The organism is Phytoamicus setariae, assembly GCF_016722925.1.
In the GTDB taxonomy this organism is placed as follows: Bacteria; Pseudomonadota; Alphaproteobacteria; order Rhizobiales; family Rhizobiaceae; genus Rhizobium_E; species Rhizobium_E setariae.
Genome location: NZ_JAEQNC010000003.1, coordinates 181,244 through 197,712, shown reverse-complemented (window position 1 = coordinate 197,712; position 16,469 = coordinate 181,244). Strand labels below are relative to the sequence as shown.

The following is a 16,469-nucleotide window of genomic DNA, read 5'->3' as shown; positions in this document are numbered from 1 at the left end:
TGCGGGCAATAAGCATAAAGGACCTAACCCATGGCAAATCCCCCACGCAGGCCGGTCAACCCGATGGATGCCGCCGAAGCCCTGTTCAAGCCTGCCAAGCGGCCGGTCGAGGCGGTGGTGGAGAAAAGGGCGCTGCCCAAGGCCAAGGAGCTTGTTTCGCTCAAGCTCGACTCGGCTGTGCTGGAACATTTTCAGGAGGGTGGACCTGGCTGGCAGGATAGGCTCAACGATATGTTGGCAAGGGCAATCGCGGCCGGCATCTGATATTTCCAGCAATGTAGCATGGGCAGCCGGCCCCCCATGAGCCGACTGCCCGAATCGTCTAGTGCAACTTGTCGAACAAACTCTCGACAGGAATCTGCATGGCAATGGCGATACGCTCTAACTGACCCGGTTCGGCTACTTCGCCCGCTTCTATGCCGGCGATCTCTGTATTGGCGAGGCCGCAGGTAACAGCGAGGTCTTCGACAGAATAGCCGATAGATTCCCGGATTGCCCTAATTTTGCTGCCGACGAACGATACGTCGTTTACACCCTGATCGTACTGATCCAAACGATTGACTGAAATGGCCATATAAGGTCCCTTCGTATATTAGTCTGACGAAACTGACAGATCTCCATTTGCATTGTTGGTCCAGCGGACGCTAACCTTTTATGCTGCGTGTGCGAAGAGGACAAGAACGGATAGGTAGTACTTGTTCGTTCGCTGATGTGCCGCATAAGTGCCGTCAAACGGCCAAAGCAATCGGCGCGCTTGTCGGCGTTGGCCTTCGCCAAGCCAAATCCCTATAGTCCTTGAATCTCTTTCAGGAAGGGAATGGTACGGTTGGGGGGTCTCGAACCTCCGACCTCAGGAGCCACAATCCTGCGCTCTAACCAACTGAGCTACAACCGCATAACCATTTCGAATGTGTGGCATTCGTGATGCGCGACATAGCGGGGCTGAGATTTTTTTTCAAGCCCTTTCTGCCGTTAATTTGAAGTTTGCGGTGAATTGGCTGCAAAATCAGTCGTAGAGCGGGCGCGCGGCAATTGTCGTTTCACTTCTGTCCACAAGGCAGGCGAAAGACCGGTTGAATGCGCTTTTCACCGCTTCACAGCCACGAAAAAAAGCCGTGGAAAACGGAACAGCACCTTGCCGTTGCCAAGCCTGGGATAGGCTTTGGCGATCCGGGCGGTGTAATCCTCGAGGAATTCCGCCTGCCGTTCGGCCGCGATTCGATCGAGGTAGGTGCGCAGGCCGGTGCTTTTCACCCATTCGACAATTGCCGGGGCGCCATCCATCGGGTGGTTGTAGATCGTGTGCCAGATGTCCACGCGCACCGACTTTCCAATCAGCCTGTCGTAGTAGGCAGAGGGCTTCGGCAAGGCGGCGCGGCGCGCCGGCTTTGCAAAGGCGTTACGCCACGGTCCCGCCTGGGCCGACTCCTCCATCAGCAGATGGCTCGGCTCATCGAGATTGTCGGGCATCTGCACGGCCAGCACGCCACCGGGCGCAAGCCGATCCATCAGCCGGTCGAAGATGTCAAGATGGTTGGGCAGCCATTGAAAGACGGCATTGGCAAACATCAGGTCCTGTGGTTCGGAAGGTCGCCATGTCAAAAGGTCGGCCAGCATGATTTGGGTGTCGGGCAGCCGCTTGCGCGCCGCCTCCACCATGTTTTCATCGCCATCGAGCCCGGATATGGCCTTGGCCCCATAGCGCTCGATCAGCAGCTCGGTGGAGTTTCCCGGCCCGCAGCCGAGATCGATGCCGTGCGTGACGCGTTCGAGCGGCACCTGCGCCAGCAAGTCGCGCGCCGGTCGCGTGCGCTCATCTTCGAATTTCACATATTGGCTGGGAGACCAGGGCATGGCAGGGTGGGCTCCTTCTATGAGTTTACATCCTGGCGGTCCAAGCCCTTCAGCCCACGCAGGGCTTGATCCTTTCGGCAAGCGAAATCAACTGTGCCTGCTCGGCGGGAGTGAGGTGCTGGACGGTCATCTGTTCGAGGTTCGCCCACACGCCACAGATGGCGTTGCGAGCCTCGCGGCCCTTGTCGGTAAGGTAGACCTGGCTTACGCGGCCGTCTTCCGCGCACTTCCGGCGCTCGATCAGGCCGCAGCGCTCAAGCCGGGTCAGCGATTTTGCGACGGTGGAGTGGTCGAGGCCGATTGTCTCGCACAGCGATTTCTGCGGCTGCCCGTCCTTCTCGCCAAGCTGCATCAGCAGGATTTCCTGGCCGGGAAACAGCCCGATTTCAGCGAGAAGCTGCGCGGCTCTCGCCCGGTGCGACCGGGCAAGAGCGAATATGGCAAAGCTCACCGGATAGTCCTGGGACAGGCAAGGGCACTGTTCATGCGGCTGTGACTGTTCGGTGTCTTTCATCTTTGTCCATCGCGGTCAGGCAACCGCGCTTTGGCTTGGTTGCAGTGTCGGATAATCTGTATAGCCTGCCGCGCCGCTGCTGTAAAAGGTGTTGGCGTCGGGTTCGTTGAGCGGTGCGCCCTGTCTGAGCCGTTCGGCAAAGTCGGGATTGGCGAGCCCCCAGCGCCCTACGGGCACGACGTCGGCAAGTCCAGTTTCGATATCTGTAGCGAGCGTATCGAGCGTCCGGCCCGGCCGTAACACGAGCAGCTTCTGCGACCACAGTGCGCGGATGTCCTTGAGCAGCTGTTCGCTGCCGAAATGGAAGACGTGCAGGTAGGCGAGGTTCAGCCGGTCGAGTTCGCCGATCAGATACCGGTAGAGTTCCGGACCGTCAGGGCCTTCCACGAGGCCGCCGATGTCGAGGCCGGGGGATAGGCGGATGGCTGTACGTTCGGGGCCGATTTCCTCGGCAATCGCGGTGGCGATTTCGATCGCAAGGCGAGCGCGCTTCTCGATCGAGCCGCCATAACGGTCGGTGCGGATATTGGCGTTCGGCGCGAGGAACTGGTTGATCAGATAGCCATTGGCACCGTGTATTTCGACCCCGTCCATTCCCGCATCGATGGCGTTTCGGGCCGCCTTGCGGAAGTCCTCGACAGTCTGGCCGACTTCTTCGGTCGTCAGTGCGCGTGGCACCGGCGTGTCTTGCATGCCGGCCGGGGTGAACATCTGCTGGCCGGCGCTGAGGGCGGACGGCGCGACCGGCTGGCGATGATGTGGGGTATTGTCCGGGTGAGACATCCGTCCCGCATGCATCAGCTGCATGAACATGTGTCCACCCTTGGCGTGAACCGCCGCTGTCACTTTCTTCCAGCCCTCGACCTGTGCGGAAGAATGGATGCCGGGGGTCATCATGTAGCCCTGTCCGTCTTCGGAGGGTTGCACCCCTTCAGTGATCAGCAGGCCGAGCGATGCACGCTGAGCATAGTATGTGGGCACGAGGTCGCTGGGGGTGCCATCTGCGTTGGCGCGGCTGCGGGTCATCGGGGCAAGCGCCAGCCGGTGCGGCAGACGCACGTTTCCAACAGTTGTGGGGGTCCAAAGAGAAGTCATGGCAGCGTCCTTTATGTGGTTGACCACATAAATCTAGGAATGAAGTATGTGGTTGGCAACGTATTTGCGCAAAAAAAGTTTCAGGCGGCCACCGCTAACATTGAGGTCCTAAAATCTGGAGGGAGAAAATAGTGCGGGATCAAGGGCTTCTCTAGAAAACGCTGCGGGAGTGGGGGTGTCGGTCAGCATTGCCGCCGCAAGCGAGCCAAGCGCCGGCGAACTCAATATGCCGTAGCCGCCCTGACCGGCGAGCCAGAAAAACCGATCATGATCCGGCGCAAAGCCGATCACCGGCAGGCGGTCGGCCGCGAAACTGCGCATGCCTGCCCAGCTCTTGGCGACCCGTTGCACCGAGAGCGTGGTGGCTTCCTCGAAATAGTGCGCAGCCCAGGCGATATCGATTTCCTCCGGTTGCACGTCGCCCGGCTCGCAGGGCGTTTCGTCGGCCGGCGAGACCAGCATCCGCCCGGCGTCGGGCTTGAAATAGTAGGTATCGTCGAGTTCGCTGACCTCGGGCATGGCGCTTGGATCGATATCAGCCAGGTCGAGCAGGATCGCCGTGCGTCGATGCGGCACGATTCCCCTGGGAGCAACCCCTGACATCTCCGCTGTTGCGTCTGCCCATCCGCCTGCCGCATTGACAATGATCCCTGCAGCGATCGTCTCGCTTGCGGTTTCGATGTGCCACAGGCTGCCATCGTCTCGGATGGACAGGGCACCGGCGTCTGTGCGTATTTCAACGCCCGCATGGCGGGCACCCCTGATATAGCCTTGAAACAGGCTTTCGACTTCGATGTCCCAGAATTCTGGATCGTAGTATGCCGCAGTCACATGCGCAGGGTCCAGGAAGGGTAGTTTTTCCAGGGTTTCTTCCATCGTCAGCATGTTGAGCGGCGCGTGTTGGACCTCGCGTTCATAGTGCTCCTTCAGTCGCTCGGCTTTCTCCGCATCGGCGATCATCACGCCGCCGCGCTGCTTCAGCAGCGGCTGCTCGCAGAAGCCTTCGGGCGGGTTCTCGAGAAAGGGGCGGGAAATCGATGCCAGCTTGCAGACTTCGGGGCTGTTGTAGCGCAGCACGAATTCCGCCGCTGAACGCCCGGTCGAGTGATAGCCAAGCGCTTGCTCGCGCTCCAGAACGACCACCGAGCGCCTGCCTGAAAGGAAATAGGCAAGAGACAGGCCGGCAATGCCGCCGCCGATAATCGCGATGTCGTAAGTCTGCATGGTTGGTCTCCTTGACGGGTAATTCCTATAGGGGCATCAACCTGCGTTCAAATTTATACTGCCAAAGATCAACATAAAATCTGTTGATGTGTCGTCATTGAAAAAATGGTTCCAGTCCATCCATGTGGGCCAGGAAGGCTCGCTCTGCGGGATTGAGCATGGCCGCCGGGTTGGTGATGATGAAGACATCGGTTTCCGGCAAGGTCTCGTAGGGCGGCAACTGCCACAGTCTGCCCTCCGCGACCAGCGGTTCGGCGAGATGGGTCGGCAGCATTCCGACGCCGACATTGGCCGATATCAGTCGCATGACCTCCTCGACATGCGAGGACACGGCACGGACCTCCTGCCCGAAGGATCCGACCGCCCGCACGGCGGTCACGGCGTTCATATGCTGCCCGCCGAGCACGTCGGCTGTGAAGGCGACATAGTAGTCGCCCCGCAGTTCGTTGAGCGCCGTGCCGCTCTTTCCGAACAGCCGGTGCCCCTTGCCGCAGTAGAGCGCATAGCGCTCCCTTTTGTAGAGCGTTTTGGTTAAGGCGGGCGGAATGATGCCGTCGCAAAGCCCGATGCTGGCAAGCCCACGCTCCACCGAGCTGATGACATCGGCCGTGGTTTCGATCGTCACGCTCATCGTAACTTTCGGATAAGCTTCGAAGAAGGTGCCGACGCGCGCGTCCCAGCCAGGATGGTGAACGTGGCTGACCGCATGGATGCTGACATGGCCTGACATATCCGCGCCGGCGCTTTCCAGCGCATCCGGCAGCCTGACAACCGCTGCAAAAATCTCGCGCGCCTGCCTGTGCAGCCTTTCGCCAGCTTCCGTGACTTCGAAGCGTCCGGGTCGCCGGTCAATCAATCGATGGCCCGTGGTTTGCTCCAGGCGCTTCAGTGCCATCGAAACGGCCGGCTGCTGCAGCAGCAGCCTGTTGGCGGCGGCAGTGATCGAGCCTTCCTCCACCACGACCACGAAGGTGCGCAGCAGATTCCAGTCGAGGTTGTGTGCGAAGCGTTCGAGCCTGTGGCCGGTCATATCCAGAACCCCATCGATCCCTAGCCAGATAATTCACATTGATATCGACTATTGCAACTATCTATTTCGCTTATGCCTCAAAGCGTGCCTAGACTGTTGTCCAAGGCGTCAGGAAGATGCCAGCAACAGGGGAATGATGATGAAGAAGCTCTTGCTCGCTGCGGCACTCGCCGCCGCAACCGCCATCTCGGCACAGGCCGCAGACAAACTGGTGATCGGCACCGAAGGTGCCTACCCGCCGTTCAACTTCGTTGACGCCGCCGGCAAGGTTGGCGGCTTCGATGTCGACATCGGCATGGCGCTGTGCGCCGAAATGAAGGTTGAATGCACTGTCGTTACGCAGGATTGGGACGGGATCATTCCGGCCTTGCAGGCCAAGAAGTTCGACTTCATGATCGCCTCGATGTTCATTACCCCCGAGCGTGCGGAGAAGGTCGCCTTCACCAAGTCCTACTACAAGGCGCCGATGACCCATATCGCGCCCAAGGGCGCCAACATCACCGAGTTCACCAACGAAGCCCTGAAGGGCAAGACGATCGGCGCGCAGGCCGGCACCACGCAGGCGGAATATGCCACCGCAATGTATCCGGATGCCACCATCAAGCTCTATCCCACCCAGGACGAGGTCAATATCGATATGGTCAATGGCCGGCTCGATCTCGAAGTCGGCGATATGCTGCCGATGATGGCCTGGTTGAACGCCGACGATGGCAAATGCTGCGAACTGATCGGCAAGCCGATTGCCGATCCGAAATTTATCGGCCAGGGCGCCGGCATTGCCGTGCGGCTTGAGGACAAGGAGTTGCTGGCGAAGCTGAATGCGGCCATCGACGCGATCCGCGCCAACGGCACCTACCAGACGATCAACGCCAAGTACTTCCCCATCGATATCTATGCGATGAACTGAGGCGGAAAAGCGCGACTGCGGCCGGTGCAATCCGGCCGCCGTTCTCTGTTGGCGTGATGCGCGTTCAGCCTGCCCGCAGCGCCTTGTACATGAAGGTCGCCGGATCGTAGTGATCGGAGCGGGCATCCCGGCTATAGCCGGGGATAATGCCAGCGACTTCAAACCCGCAGGATTTGTAGAGCGGTTCGCCTTTGTCGCCAGTCCTTGTGTCTAGGGTCAGAAGCGTTCGACCCATTTCAACCGCGACACGTTCGATCTCCCCCATCAGTTTCCGGCCGATGCCGCGACGTTGAAAATCGGGGTGAACAAGTAGTTTCTTGATGTCGGCGCGATGGGGCTGGTTGGGAGGGGTGTCGTGATCGAGTTGCACCGAACCGGCAATTCGGCCCTCAGAACGAGCGACGAGAACGACGAGGCCGCCGTCCGGCAGGCGAGGCAGCACCTTGCTGCGCCAGAACGCTTTTGCCTCCTCCAGTGTGTAGGGCAGGACGAAATTGACGCTGGCGCCATCTTCCACACAGGCCTGCAGCAGCCCAGCCAGCTCAGTCAGGTGAGTTTCTATGTCCCGAGCGGGGAAGCGTTCGATCGTCAAGGATTGCGTGTTGGCCATGTCATTACACCATGAAGAGGAAGTAGCGGGCGGATGCATCGGGTCCAGCCTCGAAGGTGGTGGCACCGAACAGCTGATAGCGGAGGCAATCACCCGGACCGAGTCGAAGTTCGCGACCGTCGATGGTGAAGTCGAGCGTGCCGGCGATCATCAGCAGATGATGCTCCATTCCCTTTCGCGAGGGCTGGTCATAGGCAAGGCGGGTTCCGGCCGGCAATTCGCACTCAAGCACTTCGCCGGCCAGGGTCTGGGATGGCGGCGAGATTGAGCGACGGCGAAAGCCTGTTTCTGCATCCACCCATAGGGGTTGTGCATCGTGACGGATCACCGGCTCGAACTGTTCCTCGACCATCCGCATCAGGCGCGACATCGGTATGCCATAGGCGGCGCAAAGCCGACCCAGCACCGAAGCTGTGGCGCTGACCTCCGTGTTTTCGAGGCGTGAGAGAGTGGCGCGGCTGACCTGGCTGCGCTTTGCGAGTTCGTCGAGTGACCAGCCTTGCTCGTTGCGCAGCGCTTTAAGACGCTGCGCTATCTGGTGATCGATATCGGAATCATTTGAGACATTTTCCATAAATGGGAATATGTTTCAAATACGGGAAAAGTCAAGCGCCAGAGCGCTGTGTCAGCCCGCCAGCGCTTTTTCAATGTCGGCGGCGATGACAGGATCGTCCACGGTCATGCTCGGCGAATATCGGCCGATGACCTTGCCGTCGCGCGAGATCAGGAACTTCTCAAAGTTCCAGAGCACATCCGGCGGCTCGCTGGCAGCAATGCCGGCATCCACGAGCCGCTGGCGGAAGGCGTCGGTGCCGATCGTGTCGGGCTTTGCCGATGTCAGTGCGGTATAGAGAGGGTGGGCATCCGCGCCTTTCACGCTCACTTTGCCGAACATCGGAAAAGTGACGTCATAGGTCAGCGAGCAGAAGGCGGCGATTTCTTCGTCGCTGCCCGGTTCCTGCTCCTTGAAATTATTGGCGGGGAAGCCGAGCACTTCGAGGCCCTCGTCCTTTTTGTCGCGATAGAGCGCTTCGAGACCTTCATACTGCTTGGTCAGTCCGCATTTGGAGGCGGTGTTGACAATCAGCAGCACTTTGCCAGCGTAGTTGGCAAGCGATGCTGCTGTGCCGTCGATACGGGCGAGGGGAATGGAATGGATGTCAGGCTGTGTCATGGGGTCTCCGGAATTGTGACCCTCCCGATATAGGTTCGCCAACCGGCTGACGTCGAGGCCGGCCCGCAATTCGTTGGCTGGAAGCTGGCCATTTTATGGAGTGCCGTGGCGATCATCAACCTCGATCGCGGCCCTATGCCAGCAGGGTTCTCACCGCTTCCTGCAGCTCCTTCGACGGGAGCTTGGTCAGATCTTTTGCAACTTCGGCGAAGACGGTTTTCTTTACGCTATCGGAAAAGCTGTTGCGCAGATGACTCAGCATTTTCGGTGCGGCAATGACAGCCAGCTTGGAAAACGCCTTGTCGCGAAGGTGCGCTTCAAGCGTTTCTGCCAGGCTTTCCGCAAACGCATATTCAGCGCGTTCGATCGGGTCGGAGTGAGGCTCCATGGCAGAACCCCGCGTGCCGCTCGACTCGAAGGCGCGGCCAGCCTTGTCGGACATGATTTTCCGCAATGGCTGCTGCGGGGATACGAAATCCATTTCCTCGGGGATTTTTCCATTCGGACGGCTGAGGGCGACATCGCGAAGAATGCGCGCGCGGCTTCCGTCAGCAACGATGATCCAGCTTGATACCGGTTTCATGCTCTTGCTCCCATCGGCTTGTTCCAGGGATTTTGCAAACCGATAGTGCGACCGGGATTTGGCCGATGTCAAGCAGACTTGCACTACCAGATGCCACGCGCCTCGCGGACGATTTCATGCAGGAAATCTGCGACGATACGCACGCGAGCCAATTCTCGAGCACTTTCATGAAAGATCGTCCAGTAAGTGCGTTGTATGGCGATATCGGGCATGATTCGAACCAGATCGGAAAATTGGCGCGCCACGTAATTGTGCAGGATGCAGATGCCTGCGCCCGACCGCACGGCCTCCGTTTGGCCGATCGCAGAGGAAATTTCGAAGCCCGCATTCCAGTTGCGCATGATCTCGCCGGTGAAATTCAGTGACTGCGAGAAAATCAGGTCTTCGACATAACCGATACGGCGATGCGGCTTCAGCGCGTCGGCATTCTCTGGAAGTCCATGTGCCTCGACATAGCCGCGCGAGGCATAAAGACCGAGCGTATAATCAGTGAGTTTTGCTGAGACCAGCCGGCCCTGTTCGGGGCGTTCGAGGGTCACGGCAATATCTGCCTCGCGCTGGGAGAGCGAAAAGGACCGCGGCACCGGCACCAGCTGTATTTTCAGTTCGGGGTGCCGCTCGATCAGCCGTCCGATCCGCGGCGCCAGAAAGGAAACCCCGAAGCCATCAGGCGCGCCGATCCTGACCGTGCCGGCAATCGCCGTATCGGTCCGGCCGAGATTGGCCTGTGCCGCAAGCATTTCGGTTTCCATCCGCTCGGCCGAGGCAAGAAACACCTCGCCCTCGGCCGTCAGTTCGCAACCGTTGGTGCGACGTATGAAAAGCCGGGTTTTCAGCGCTTCCTCAAGCGCCGTCAGTCGCCGCGACAGGGTGGCGTGGTTGACGCCCAGTCGTTTGGACGCGGCAAGAATTTGCCCGGTGCGGGCGACTGCGAGGAAGATTCGGACGTCGTCCCAGTTCATGGGCTGCGGCCTCCGTGTCTGAGGGGAATCGCCACGATGCAATCTTTTGACTTCAATTTATGCACAACGGATGCTTATCTCAGTTCATTGCTTTGTGCAAATTAAAGCGCATAATTCGCGCTATCACAAAAGCATCAGGAGGAACATCCATGCGTCAGATCGGTCATTTCATTGGCGGCAAGCATGTTGCCGGCACATCGGGTCGCAAGGCCAATGTCTACAATCCGGCGACCGGCGAAGTGCAGGCTGAAGTAGCCCTCGCGAGCGATGCCGAGCTCGATGCCGCCGTACAGAACGCCAAGACTGTGCAGCCGGCCTGGGCCGCGACCAACCCGCAGCGCCGCGCCCGCGTATTCATGAAGTTCGTCGCCCTCCTGAACGAAAACATGGACGAGCTCGCCGAAATGCTCTCCAAGGAGCATGGCAAGACGATCGAAGACGCCAAGGGCGATGTCATTCGCGGCCTCGAAGTCTGCGAATTCGTCATCGGCATTCCCCATCTCGCCAAGAGCGAGTTCACGGAAGGCGCGGGCCCCAACATCGACATGTATTCGATCCGCCAGGCTGTCGGCATCGGCGCCGGCATCACGCCGTTCAACTTCCCGGGCATGATCCCGATGTGGATGTTTGCGCCGGCCATCGCCTGCGGCAATGCCTTCATCCTCAAGCCTTCCGAGCGCGATCCGTCCCTGCCGATCCGTCTCGCCGAACTGATGATCGAGGCCGGTCTGCCGGCTGGCATTCTCAACGTCGTCAACGGTGATAAGGGCGCGGTCGATGCGATCCTGACCCATCCGGATATTTCCGCAGTTTCCTTCGTCGGCTCGACCCCGATCGCCCGCTACGTCTATGGCACCGCTGCTATGAACGGCAAGCGCGCCCAGTGCTTCGGCGGCGCCAAGAACCACATGATCATCATGCCGGATGCCGATCTCGATCAGGCCGCAAACGCCCTGATCGGCGCCGGCTACGGTTCTGCCGGCGAGCGCTGCATGGCGATCTCGGTTGCCGTTCCGGTCGGAGAGGAAACCGCCAACAAGCTGATTGCAAAGCTGACGCCGATGGTGGAATCGCTGCGCATCGGCCCCTACACCGATGAGAAGGCCGATCTCGGCCCCGTCGTCACCAAGGAAGCCCAGGCGCGCATCATGGGCCTGATCAACCACGGTGTTGAAGAGGGCGCCAAGCTGGTCGTCGACGGCCGCGATTTCAAGCTGCAGGGTTACGAGAACGGCTATTTCGTCGGCGGCTGCCTGTTCGATCACGTCACGCCGGACATGGACATCTACAAGACCGAAATCTTCGGACCAGTCCTGTCGGTCGTCCGCGCCAAGAACTACGAGGAAGCCCTGTCGCTGCCGATGAAGCACGAATACGGCAATGGTGTCGCGATCTACACCCGCGACGGCGATGCGGCCCGCGATTTTGCATCGCGCGTCAACATCGGCATGGTCGGCGTCAACGTGCCGATCCCCGTGCCGCTGGCCTACCACTCCTTCGGCGGCTGGAAGTCCTCGTCTTTCGGCGACCTCAACCAGCACGGCACCGACTCGATCAAGTTCTGGACACGCACCAAGACGGTTACGTCACGCTGGCCGTCCGGCATCAAGGACGGCGCCGAATTCGTCATCCCGACGATGAAGTAAGCATCACGCAATCCAAATCTTGAAACGGGCCTCGAAAGGGCCCGTTTTTATTTGGGGACGCTGGATGCATCCCGAAAGAAAACGCCCCGCGCCAAGGATGGCGCGGGGCGTCGATAAATCGATCAGGTGTGCTTTACTCGGCCGGGCCGTCGTTGAAGCCGACCTTGTCGACCAGTTCGGAGGCCTTCTTGCGGAACTTGGCAAGATCGCTGATTGGCAGTGCATCGGCGTGGATTTCGCCGAAGGACTTGACCACCTCAGACGGCTGGGCGCCCGGTAGTACCGGATATTCGAACACCTGGTCTGCATAGATTTCCTGCGCCTTCGGCGTGGTCAGGAATTCCATCAACTTGACCGCGTTGTCCTTGTTCGGCGCGTATTTGGCCAGTGCCATGCCGGAAATGTTGACGCTGGTGCCGCGATCCTTGGCGTTCGGGAAAATCACATGCAGCGATTTTGCCCATTCCTTCTGCTCGGGCTCCTTGTCGTTGGTGATCATCAGGCCGACATAGTAGGTGTTGCCGAGCGCCAGATCGCATTCGCCGGCCTTGATCGACTTGGCCTGGCTGCGGTCGCTGCCATTGGGCTTGCGAGCCAGGTTGTTCTTCACGGCGGTCAGCCACTTTTCGGTATACTCTTCGCCGTGATGGGCGACCATCGAGGCAAACAGGCCGATATTGTAGGAATGCTGGCCATCGCGGGTGCAGATCTTGCCCTTCCATTTCGGGTCGGCGAGATCCTCGTAGGTCAGATCGGTTTCCTTGACCCGGTCATTGGATGCGTAGATGACGCGGCCGCGCGTCGTCAGTCCGAACCAGTTGCCCTCTGGATCGCGATACTTGGCCGGAATATCCTTGTTGATGGTCTCATCGACCAGCGACTGGGTAACGCCGCCTTCCTTGGCTTCGGTCAACCGGCCAATGTCCACGGTCAGGATGACATCGGCGGGAGAGTTCTCTCCTTCCGCCTGTATGCGCTCCACGAGTCCCTTGTCGAGGAACAGCACATTGGTCGCTATGCCGGTTTCCTTGGTGAACTCATCGAGAAGCGGCTGAATGAGTTCCGGCTGCCGGTAGGAATAGACATTCACCTCGCCGTCCGCGAGGGCTGGAAGGGCCGGGAGCGCAATCGTGGCCATCAAGCCGAGCGCATAGGGGATCTTCGTCGCTTTCATCGTGTGTCCTTCCCTGAACTGGAATATTTTTGTCGACTTTAATTTCCTATGATTTTCAGCTTCTTGCTGTCAAGATCGGTCGTTGTGCATAACATGAATGTGATTTTCAATATTTTGGAATTGTTCCAAACTGCATCTCGTTCTATATAGGGCAACAGGCAGATGAAGCGCCAAGGAGCAAGGCATGCGGCTGACAAAGCAAACGAACTACGCAGTGCGCATCATGATGTATTGCGCCGCCAATGACGGAAAACTCAGCCGCATCCCGGAAATTGCCAAGGCCTACAACGTCTCGGAGCTTTTTCTGTTCAAGATTCTGCAGCCGCTGCATAAGGCCGGTCTCGTGGAAACGCTGCGCGGCCGCAATGGCGGTGTGAAGCTCGGCCGTCCGGCCGACAAGATCACCCTGCTGGATGTCGTGCGTGTCAGCGAGGAAAGCTTCTCCATGGCCGAATGTTTCGACGAAGGTGCTGTCGATTGCCCGTTGATCGACAGCTGCGGCCTGAATTCCGCATTGCGTCGAGCGCTGAACGCCTTCTTTGATGTGCTGAGCGAATACACGATCGACGATCTGGTCAAGGCCCGCCCGCAGATCCATTTTCTGCTCGGGCTGGAAGTTCCCACACAGCCTGCCGCTGCCTGATTTTTTCTGTCGCGGCAATATTCCAAAATCGCTTGCATGGCATGAGAGCCAGTGATCCGAAAAGTTTTCCGGACCGCTGGCTTTTTGCGTGATGGTGTATTAAATCGATTGAAACTGACTGGGAGGCGGAAATGATCCTGTGCTGCGGCGAAGCATTGATTGACATGCTGCCACGTCAATCCACGCTCGGCGAAAGCGCCTATGCGCCCTATGCCGGCGGCGCGATCTTCAACACCGCCATTGCGCTTGGCAGACTCGGTATCGATACCGCATTCTTCACCGGTCTTTCAGACGACATGCTCGGCGATGTGCTGCGTGAAACCCTTGCGTCCTCCAATGTCGATTACAGCCCATGTGCCATTTCCTCCCGCCCGACCACCGTCGCCTTCGTCAAGCTGGTCAATGGCTCGGCCACCTATGCCTTCTATGACGAGGGCACAGCTGGGCGGATGATCACGGCAGCCGATCTGCCTGCACTTGGACCGGATTGCGAAGCGTTGCATTTCGGCGCGATCAGCCTGATCCCCGATCCCTGTGGTGCCACCTACGAGGCACTGATGGCGCGCGAACACAAAGGCCGGGTCATCTCGCTCGATCCGAATATCCGTCCCGGTTTCATCAAGGATAAGTCCGCCCATCATGCGCGCATCATGCGGATGGCAAAGCAGGCCGATATCATCAAGTTCTCCGACGAGGATCTGGAATGGTTCGGCATGAGCGGCGATCATGATGCGCTGGCGGCCAAGTGGCTCGACATCGGACCGAAACTGGTTGTCATCACCAAGGGCGCTGATGGCGCAGTGGGTTACACCAAGGCCCGCAAGGTGGAGGTTCCCAGCGAGCGGGTGACCGTTGTCGACACGATTGGCGCTGGCGATACATTTGACGCGGGCGTTCTCGCATCGCTCAAGCGGGATGGTCTGCTGACCAAATCCGCCGTGGCCGGGCTTGATGAAGTGGCGGTGCGCAACGCCTTGTCGCTGGCTGCCAAGGTGGCGGCGGTCACGGTGTCGCGGGCGGGTGCCAATCCGCCTTGGGCACGGGAAGTCGGACTCTAGAATTCCACCTCGAGCTCGATGATTTCATCGGCTTCGACGAGCGCCCCGCGCGTCCATTCCTGCACGAGTGGCCAATCCAGAATGAGATCGCGATAGGCGGCGAGCTCCGGCTCAAGCTCCACCGCATAGGTCCTGAAGCGCGAGCAGACGGGGGCGTACATGGCGTCGGCGACCGTCGGCGCCTTGCCGAATAGATAGGGCCCGCCATAAGCATCGAGGCACTCGCTCCAGATCGCCCTGATACGTTCGATGTCGGGCTTGGCGCCCGAAAACACCTTGAAGCTCTCGTGCTGTGCCTTGATGTTCATCGGCAGTGCCGAACGGAGATTGTAAAATCCCGAATGCATCTCGCCGGACACTGCCCGGCAATGCGCCCTCGCGGCGATATCCTCCGGCAGAAGGCCCGCCCTCGGGGCGATCTCGTTGAGATATTCCGCTATCGCCAGCGTGTCCCAGACCGTGACTTTCCCGTGGGTGAGGCGCGGCACCAGGACGGAAGGCGACAGCAACAGAAGCTCGCGGCGGGCATTGGCGTCATCGATATCGACGGGTCGTTCGATGAACTCCAGCCCGGCCATTTTGCACAGCAACCAGCCGCGCAGCGACCATGACGAGTAGTTCTTTGAGGAAATTGTCAATGTTGTCTGCGCCATCGCTCGCTCCACCCGATTCTTTAAGCTTAAATCACACTATTTTCTGGCCTCGTTGGCAAAATTGCACTAGTTTTGTGCATTGCACAATGAGAAATGCAGCGAGGTTTTGCATATGCTCTATCAGGCTTATCAGTTCCAGGACGACCTCATCGCGCCCTTCCGTAGCCTCGCGCGCAGTTGGCGCGGCATGTTCTCGTCGGGCCTATGCGAGGTCGGAGGATCGTTGGAGCGGCCGTACCTTGCCGCGCTTGAAATGATATCACGTTTCGAGTTGACGCACACGCGTCCCGATTTCGGCATTGAACGTGTAATGTCCGGCAGTGCCGAGGTCGCGGTCACCGAGAAAGTCGAACTTAGCCTGCCATTTGGCGACCTGCTGCATTTTACCAAGGATGTCGATGTCGCCCAGCCGCGCGTGCTGGTGATCGCACCGCTTTCCGGCCATTTCCCGACCCTCTTGCGCGGCACCGTCCAGACGCTACTTTCCGATCATGACGTCTATATCACCGACTGGGCCAATGCCCGCGACGTGCCGGTTGAGGCGGGCTCGTTCGGTGTCGAGGACTACATCGCCTATATCATTCGCTTTTTAGAGGAGATCGGTCCCGGCGCACACATCCTGGCGGTTTGCCAGCCTTGCGTTCAAGGACTTGCCGCGGTTGCGGTGATGTCCGCCGAAAACCACCCTGCCACGCCGCGTACGATGACATTGATGGCCGGACCGATCGATCCGCGCCAGAGCCCGACCGAAGTCAACGAATTTGCGGTCTCCAAATCGCTTGCCTGGTTCGAGAAATCGTTGATCTCCACAGTTCCATGGCGCTACAAGGGTGGCGGTCGCAAGGTCTATCCGGGTTTCCTGCAGCTGGTCGCCTTCATGGCGATGAACATGGACCGTCACCGCTCAGCCCATCAGAAACTTTACGATCACCTCGCTGCCGGCGATGTCGCCGCAGCCGAAAAGATCAAGACATTCTACGACGAGTATTTCGCCGTCCTGGATCTTACCGAAGAATTCTACATCGAAACGATCGACAGGATTTTCCAGAAAGCCGAGTTGGCGACCGGCGATTTTAGCTATCGCGGTGTCAAGATCGATCCGAGCCGCATCCGTCGCACGGCACTGCTGACCGTCGAGGGCGGTCGCGACGACATATGCGCGCTTGGCCAGACGGCGGCGGCGCACGATCTCTGTGCGTCGCTTCGGCCGCATCTCAAGCGCCATCACCTGCAGGCCAATGTCGGCCACTACGGCGTCTTTAACGGCAAACGCTGGGAGAACGAGATCTACCCAGTGGTCAGGAACCATATTCTATCGATGGAATAGGGCGATCGCTGTCGA

19 protein-coding genes and 1 tRNA gene are annotated in these 16,469 nt (G+C 59.2%); 6 read left to right on the top strand and 14 right to left on the bottom strand.

Annotation, left to right across the window (positions count from 1 at the left end; genetic code table 11):
• Window positions 1–30 precede the first annotated feature (30 nt).
• Window positions 31–264, top strand: coding sequence for a BrnA antitoxin family protein (locus tag JJB09_RS06245; RefSeq protein ID WP_201654762.1), 234 nt, complete (start codon window positions 31–33; stop codon window positions 262–264).
• A gap of 58 nt (window positions 265–322) precedes the next feature.
• Here JJB09_RS06245 and JJB09_RS06240 read toward each other — a convergent pair whose 3' ends face one another.
• From JJB09_RS06240 to JJB09_RS06210, 7 genes are all read right to left on the bottom strand, one after another.
• Window positions 323–574, bottom strand: coding sequence for a helix-turn-helix domain-containing protein (locus JJB09_RS06240; RefSeq protein ID WP_201654759.1), 252 nt, complete (start codon window positions 572–574; stop codon window positions 323–325).
• A gap of 244 nt (window positions 575–818) precedes the next feature.
• A tRNA-His gene (locus JJB09_RS06235) sits at window positions 819–895 on the bottom strand.
• Window positions 896–1,086: 191 nt separating this feature from the next.
• The gene (tam, locus tag JJB09_RS06230; RefSeq protein ID WP_201654756.1) at window positions 1,087–1,854 is read right to left on the bottom strand and encodes a trans-aconitate 2-methyltransferase; all 768 of its coding nucleotides are present in this window, start codon (window positions 1,852–1,854) and stop codon (window positions 1,087–1,089) included.
• A 49-nt stretch (window positions 1,855–1,903) separates the two neighbouring features.
• Entirely contained in the window at window positions 1,904–2,368 is a 465-nt protein-coding gene (locus JJB09_RS06225; RefSeq protein WP_201654753.1) for a MarR family winged helix-turn-helix transcriptional regulator, read from the bottom strand.
• Window positions 2,369–2,383: 15 nt separating this feature from the next.
• A complete protein-coding gene (locus JJB09_RS06220; RefSeq protein ID WP_201654750.1) occupies window positions 2,384–3,463 on the bottom strand; it encodes an alkene reductase in 1,080 nt (359 codons plus the stop codon).
• Window positions 3,464–3,571: 108 nt separating this feature from the next.
• On the bottom strand, window positions 3,572–4,687 hold the full coding sequence (locus JJB09_RS06215; protein WP_201654747.1) for an NAD(P)/FAD-dependent oxidoreductase: 1,116 nt from the start codon (window positions 4,685–4,687) through the stop codon (window positions 3,572–3,574).
• 94 nt (window positions 4,688–4,781) lie between these two features.
• Window positions 4,782–5,717 (bottom strand): LysR family transcriptional regulator, encoded by a 936-nt coding sequence (locus tag JJB09_RS06210; protein WP_201654744.1) that lies wholly within the window; start codon window positions 5,715–5,717, stop codon window positions 4,782–4,784.
• A gap of 133 nt (window positions 5,718–5,850) precedes the next feature.
• Between JJB09_RS06210 and JJB09_RS06205 the strand changes: the two genes are divergently transcribed.
• The gene (locus JJB09_RS06205; RefSeq protein ID WP_201654741.1) at window positions 5,851–6,624 is read left to right on the top strand and encodes an ABC transporter substrate-binding protein; all 774 of its coding nucleotides are present in this window, start codon (window positions 5,851–5,853) and stop codon (window positions 6,622–6,624) included.
• A 64-nt stretch (window positions 6,625–6,688) separates the two neighbouring features.
• Here JJB09_RS06205 and JJB09_RS06200 read toward each other — a convergent pair whose 3' ends face one another.
• From JJB09_RS06200 to JJB09_RS06180, 5 genes are all read right to left on the bottom strand, one after another.
• On the bottom strand, window positions 6,689–7,234 hold the full coding sequence (locus JJB09_RS06200; protein ID WP_201654738.1) for a GNAT family N-acetyltransferase: 546 nt from the start codon (window positions 7,232–7,234) through the stop codon (window positions 6,689–6,691).
• A gap of 4 nt (window positions 7,235–7,238) precedes the next feature.
• The gene (locus tag JJB09_RS06195; RefSeq protein ID WP_201654735.1) at window positions 7,239–7,808 is read right to left on the bottom strand and encodes a helix-turn-helix domain-containing protein; all 570 of its coding nucleotides are present in this window, start codon (window positions 7,806–7,808) and stop codon (window positions 7,239–7,241) included.
• A 51-nt stretch (window positions 7,809–7,859) separates the two neighbouring features.
• Window positions 7,860–8,408, bottom strand: a complete 549-nt coding sequence (locus JJB09_RS06190; protein WP_201654732.1) for a glutathione peroxidase — start codon at window positions 8,406–8,408, stop codon at window positions 7,860–7,862.
• Between the two features lie 133 nt (window positions 8,409–8,541).
• Window positions 8,542–8,991 (bottom strand): host attachment protein, encoded by a 450-nt coding sequence (locus tag JJB09_RS06185; protein ID WP_201654729.1) that lies wholly within the window; start codon window positions 8,989–8,991, stop codon window positions 8,542–8,544.
• 83 nt (window positions 8,992–9,074) lie between these two features.
• A complete protein-coding gene (locus tag JJB09_RS06180; protein ID WP_201654726.1) occupies window positions 9,075–9,953 on the bottom strand; it encodes a LysR family transcriptional regulator in 879 nt (292 codons plus the stop codon).
• Between the two features lie 149 nt (window positions 9,954–10,102).
• On the opposite strand from JJB09_RS06180, the gene JJB09_RS06175 reads away from it, so the two are divergent.
• Window positions 10,103–11,599, top strand: coding sequence for a CoA-acylating methylmalonate-semialdehyde dehydrogenase (locus JJB09_RS06175; RefSeq protein ID WP_201654723.1), 1,497 nt, complete (start codon window positions 10,103–10,105; stop codon window positions 11,597–11,599).
• Window positions 11,600–11,732: 133 nt separating this feature from the next.
• Here JJB09_RS06175 and JJB09_RS06170 read toward each other — a convergent pair whose 3' ends face one another.
• Entirely contained in the window at window positions 11,733–12,737 is a 1,005-nt protein-coding gene (locus JJB09_RS06170; protein ID WP_425523692.1) for a Fe(3+) ABC transporter substrate-binding protein, read from the bottom strand.
• A gap of 220 nt (window positions 12,738–12,957) precedes the next feature.
• Between JJB09_RS06170 and rirA the strand changes: the two genes are divergently transcribed.
• Both rirA and JJB09_RS06160 read left to right on the top strand, forming a co-directional pair.
• The gene (gene rirA, locus JJB09_RS06165) at window positions 12,958–13,416 is read left to right on the top strand and encodes an iron-responsive transcriptional regulator RirA (RefSeq protein ID WP_201654717.1); all 459 of its coding nucleotides are present in this window, start codon (window positions 12,958–12,960) and stop codon (window positions 13,414–13,416) included.
• Between the two features lie 131 nt (window positions 13,417–13,547).
• On the top strand, window positions 13,548–14,474 hold the full coding sequence (locus JJB09_RS06160) for a carbohydrate kinase family protein (RefSeq protein ID WP_201654714.1): 927 nt from the start codon (window positions 13,548–13,550) through the stop codon (window positions 14,472–14,474).
• Here the strand turns inward: JJB09_RS06160 and JJB09_RS06155 are convergent.
• Complete coding sequence (locus tag JJB09_RS06155) at window positions 14,471–15,127, bottom strand: glutathione S-transferase (RefSeq protein WP_201654711.1); 657 nt, start codon at window positions 15,125–15,127, stop codon at window positions 14,471–14,473. The two genes, JJB09_RS06160 and JJB09_RS06155, sit on opposite strands and share 4 nt — an antisense overlap.
• A 112-nt stretch (window positions 15,128–15,239) precedes the next feature.
• Between JJB09_RS06155 and JJB09_RS06150 the strand changes: the two genes are divergently transcribed.
• Window positions 15,240–16,454, top strand: coding sequence for a polyhydroxyalkanoate depolymerase (locus JJB09_RS06150; protein WP_201654708.1), 1,215 nt, complete (start codon window positions 15,240–15,242; stop codon window positions 16,452–16,454).
• Window positions 16,455–16,469 lie beyond the last annotated feature (15 nt).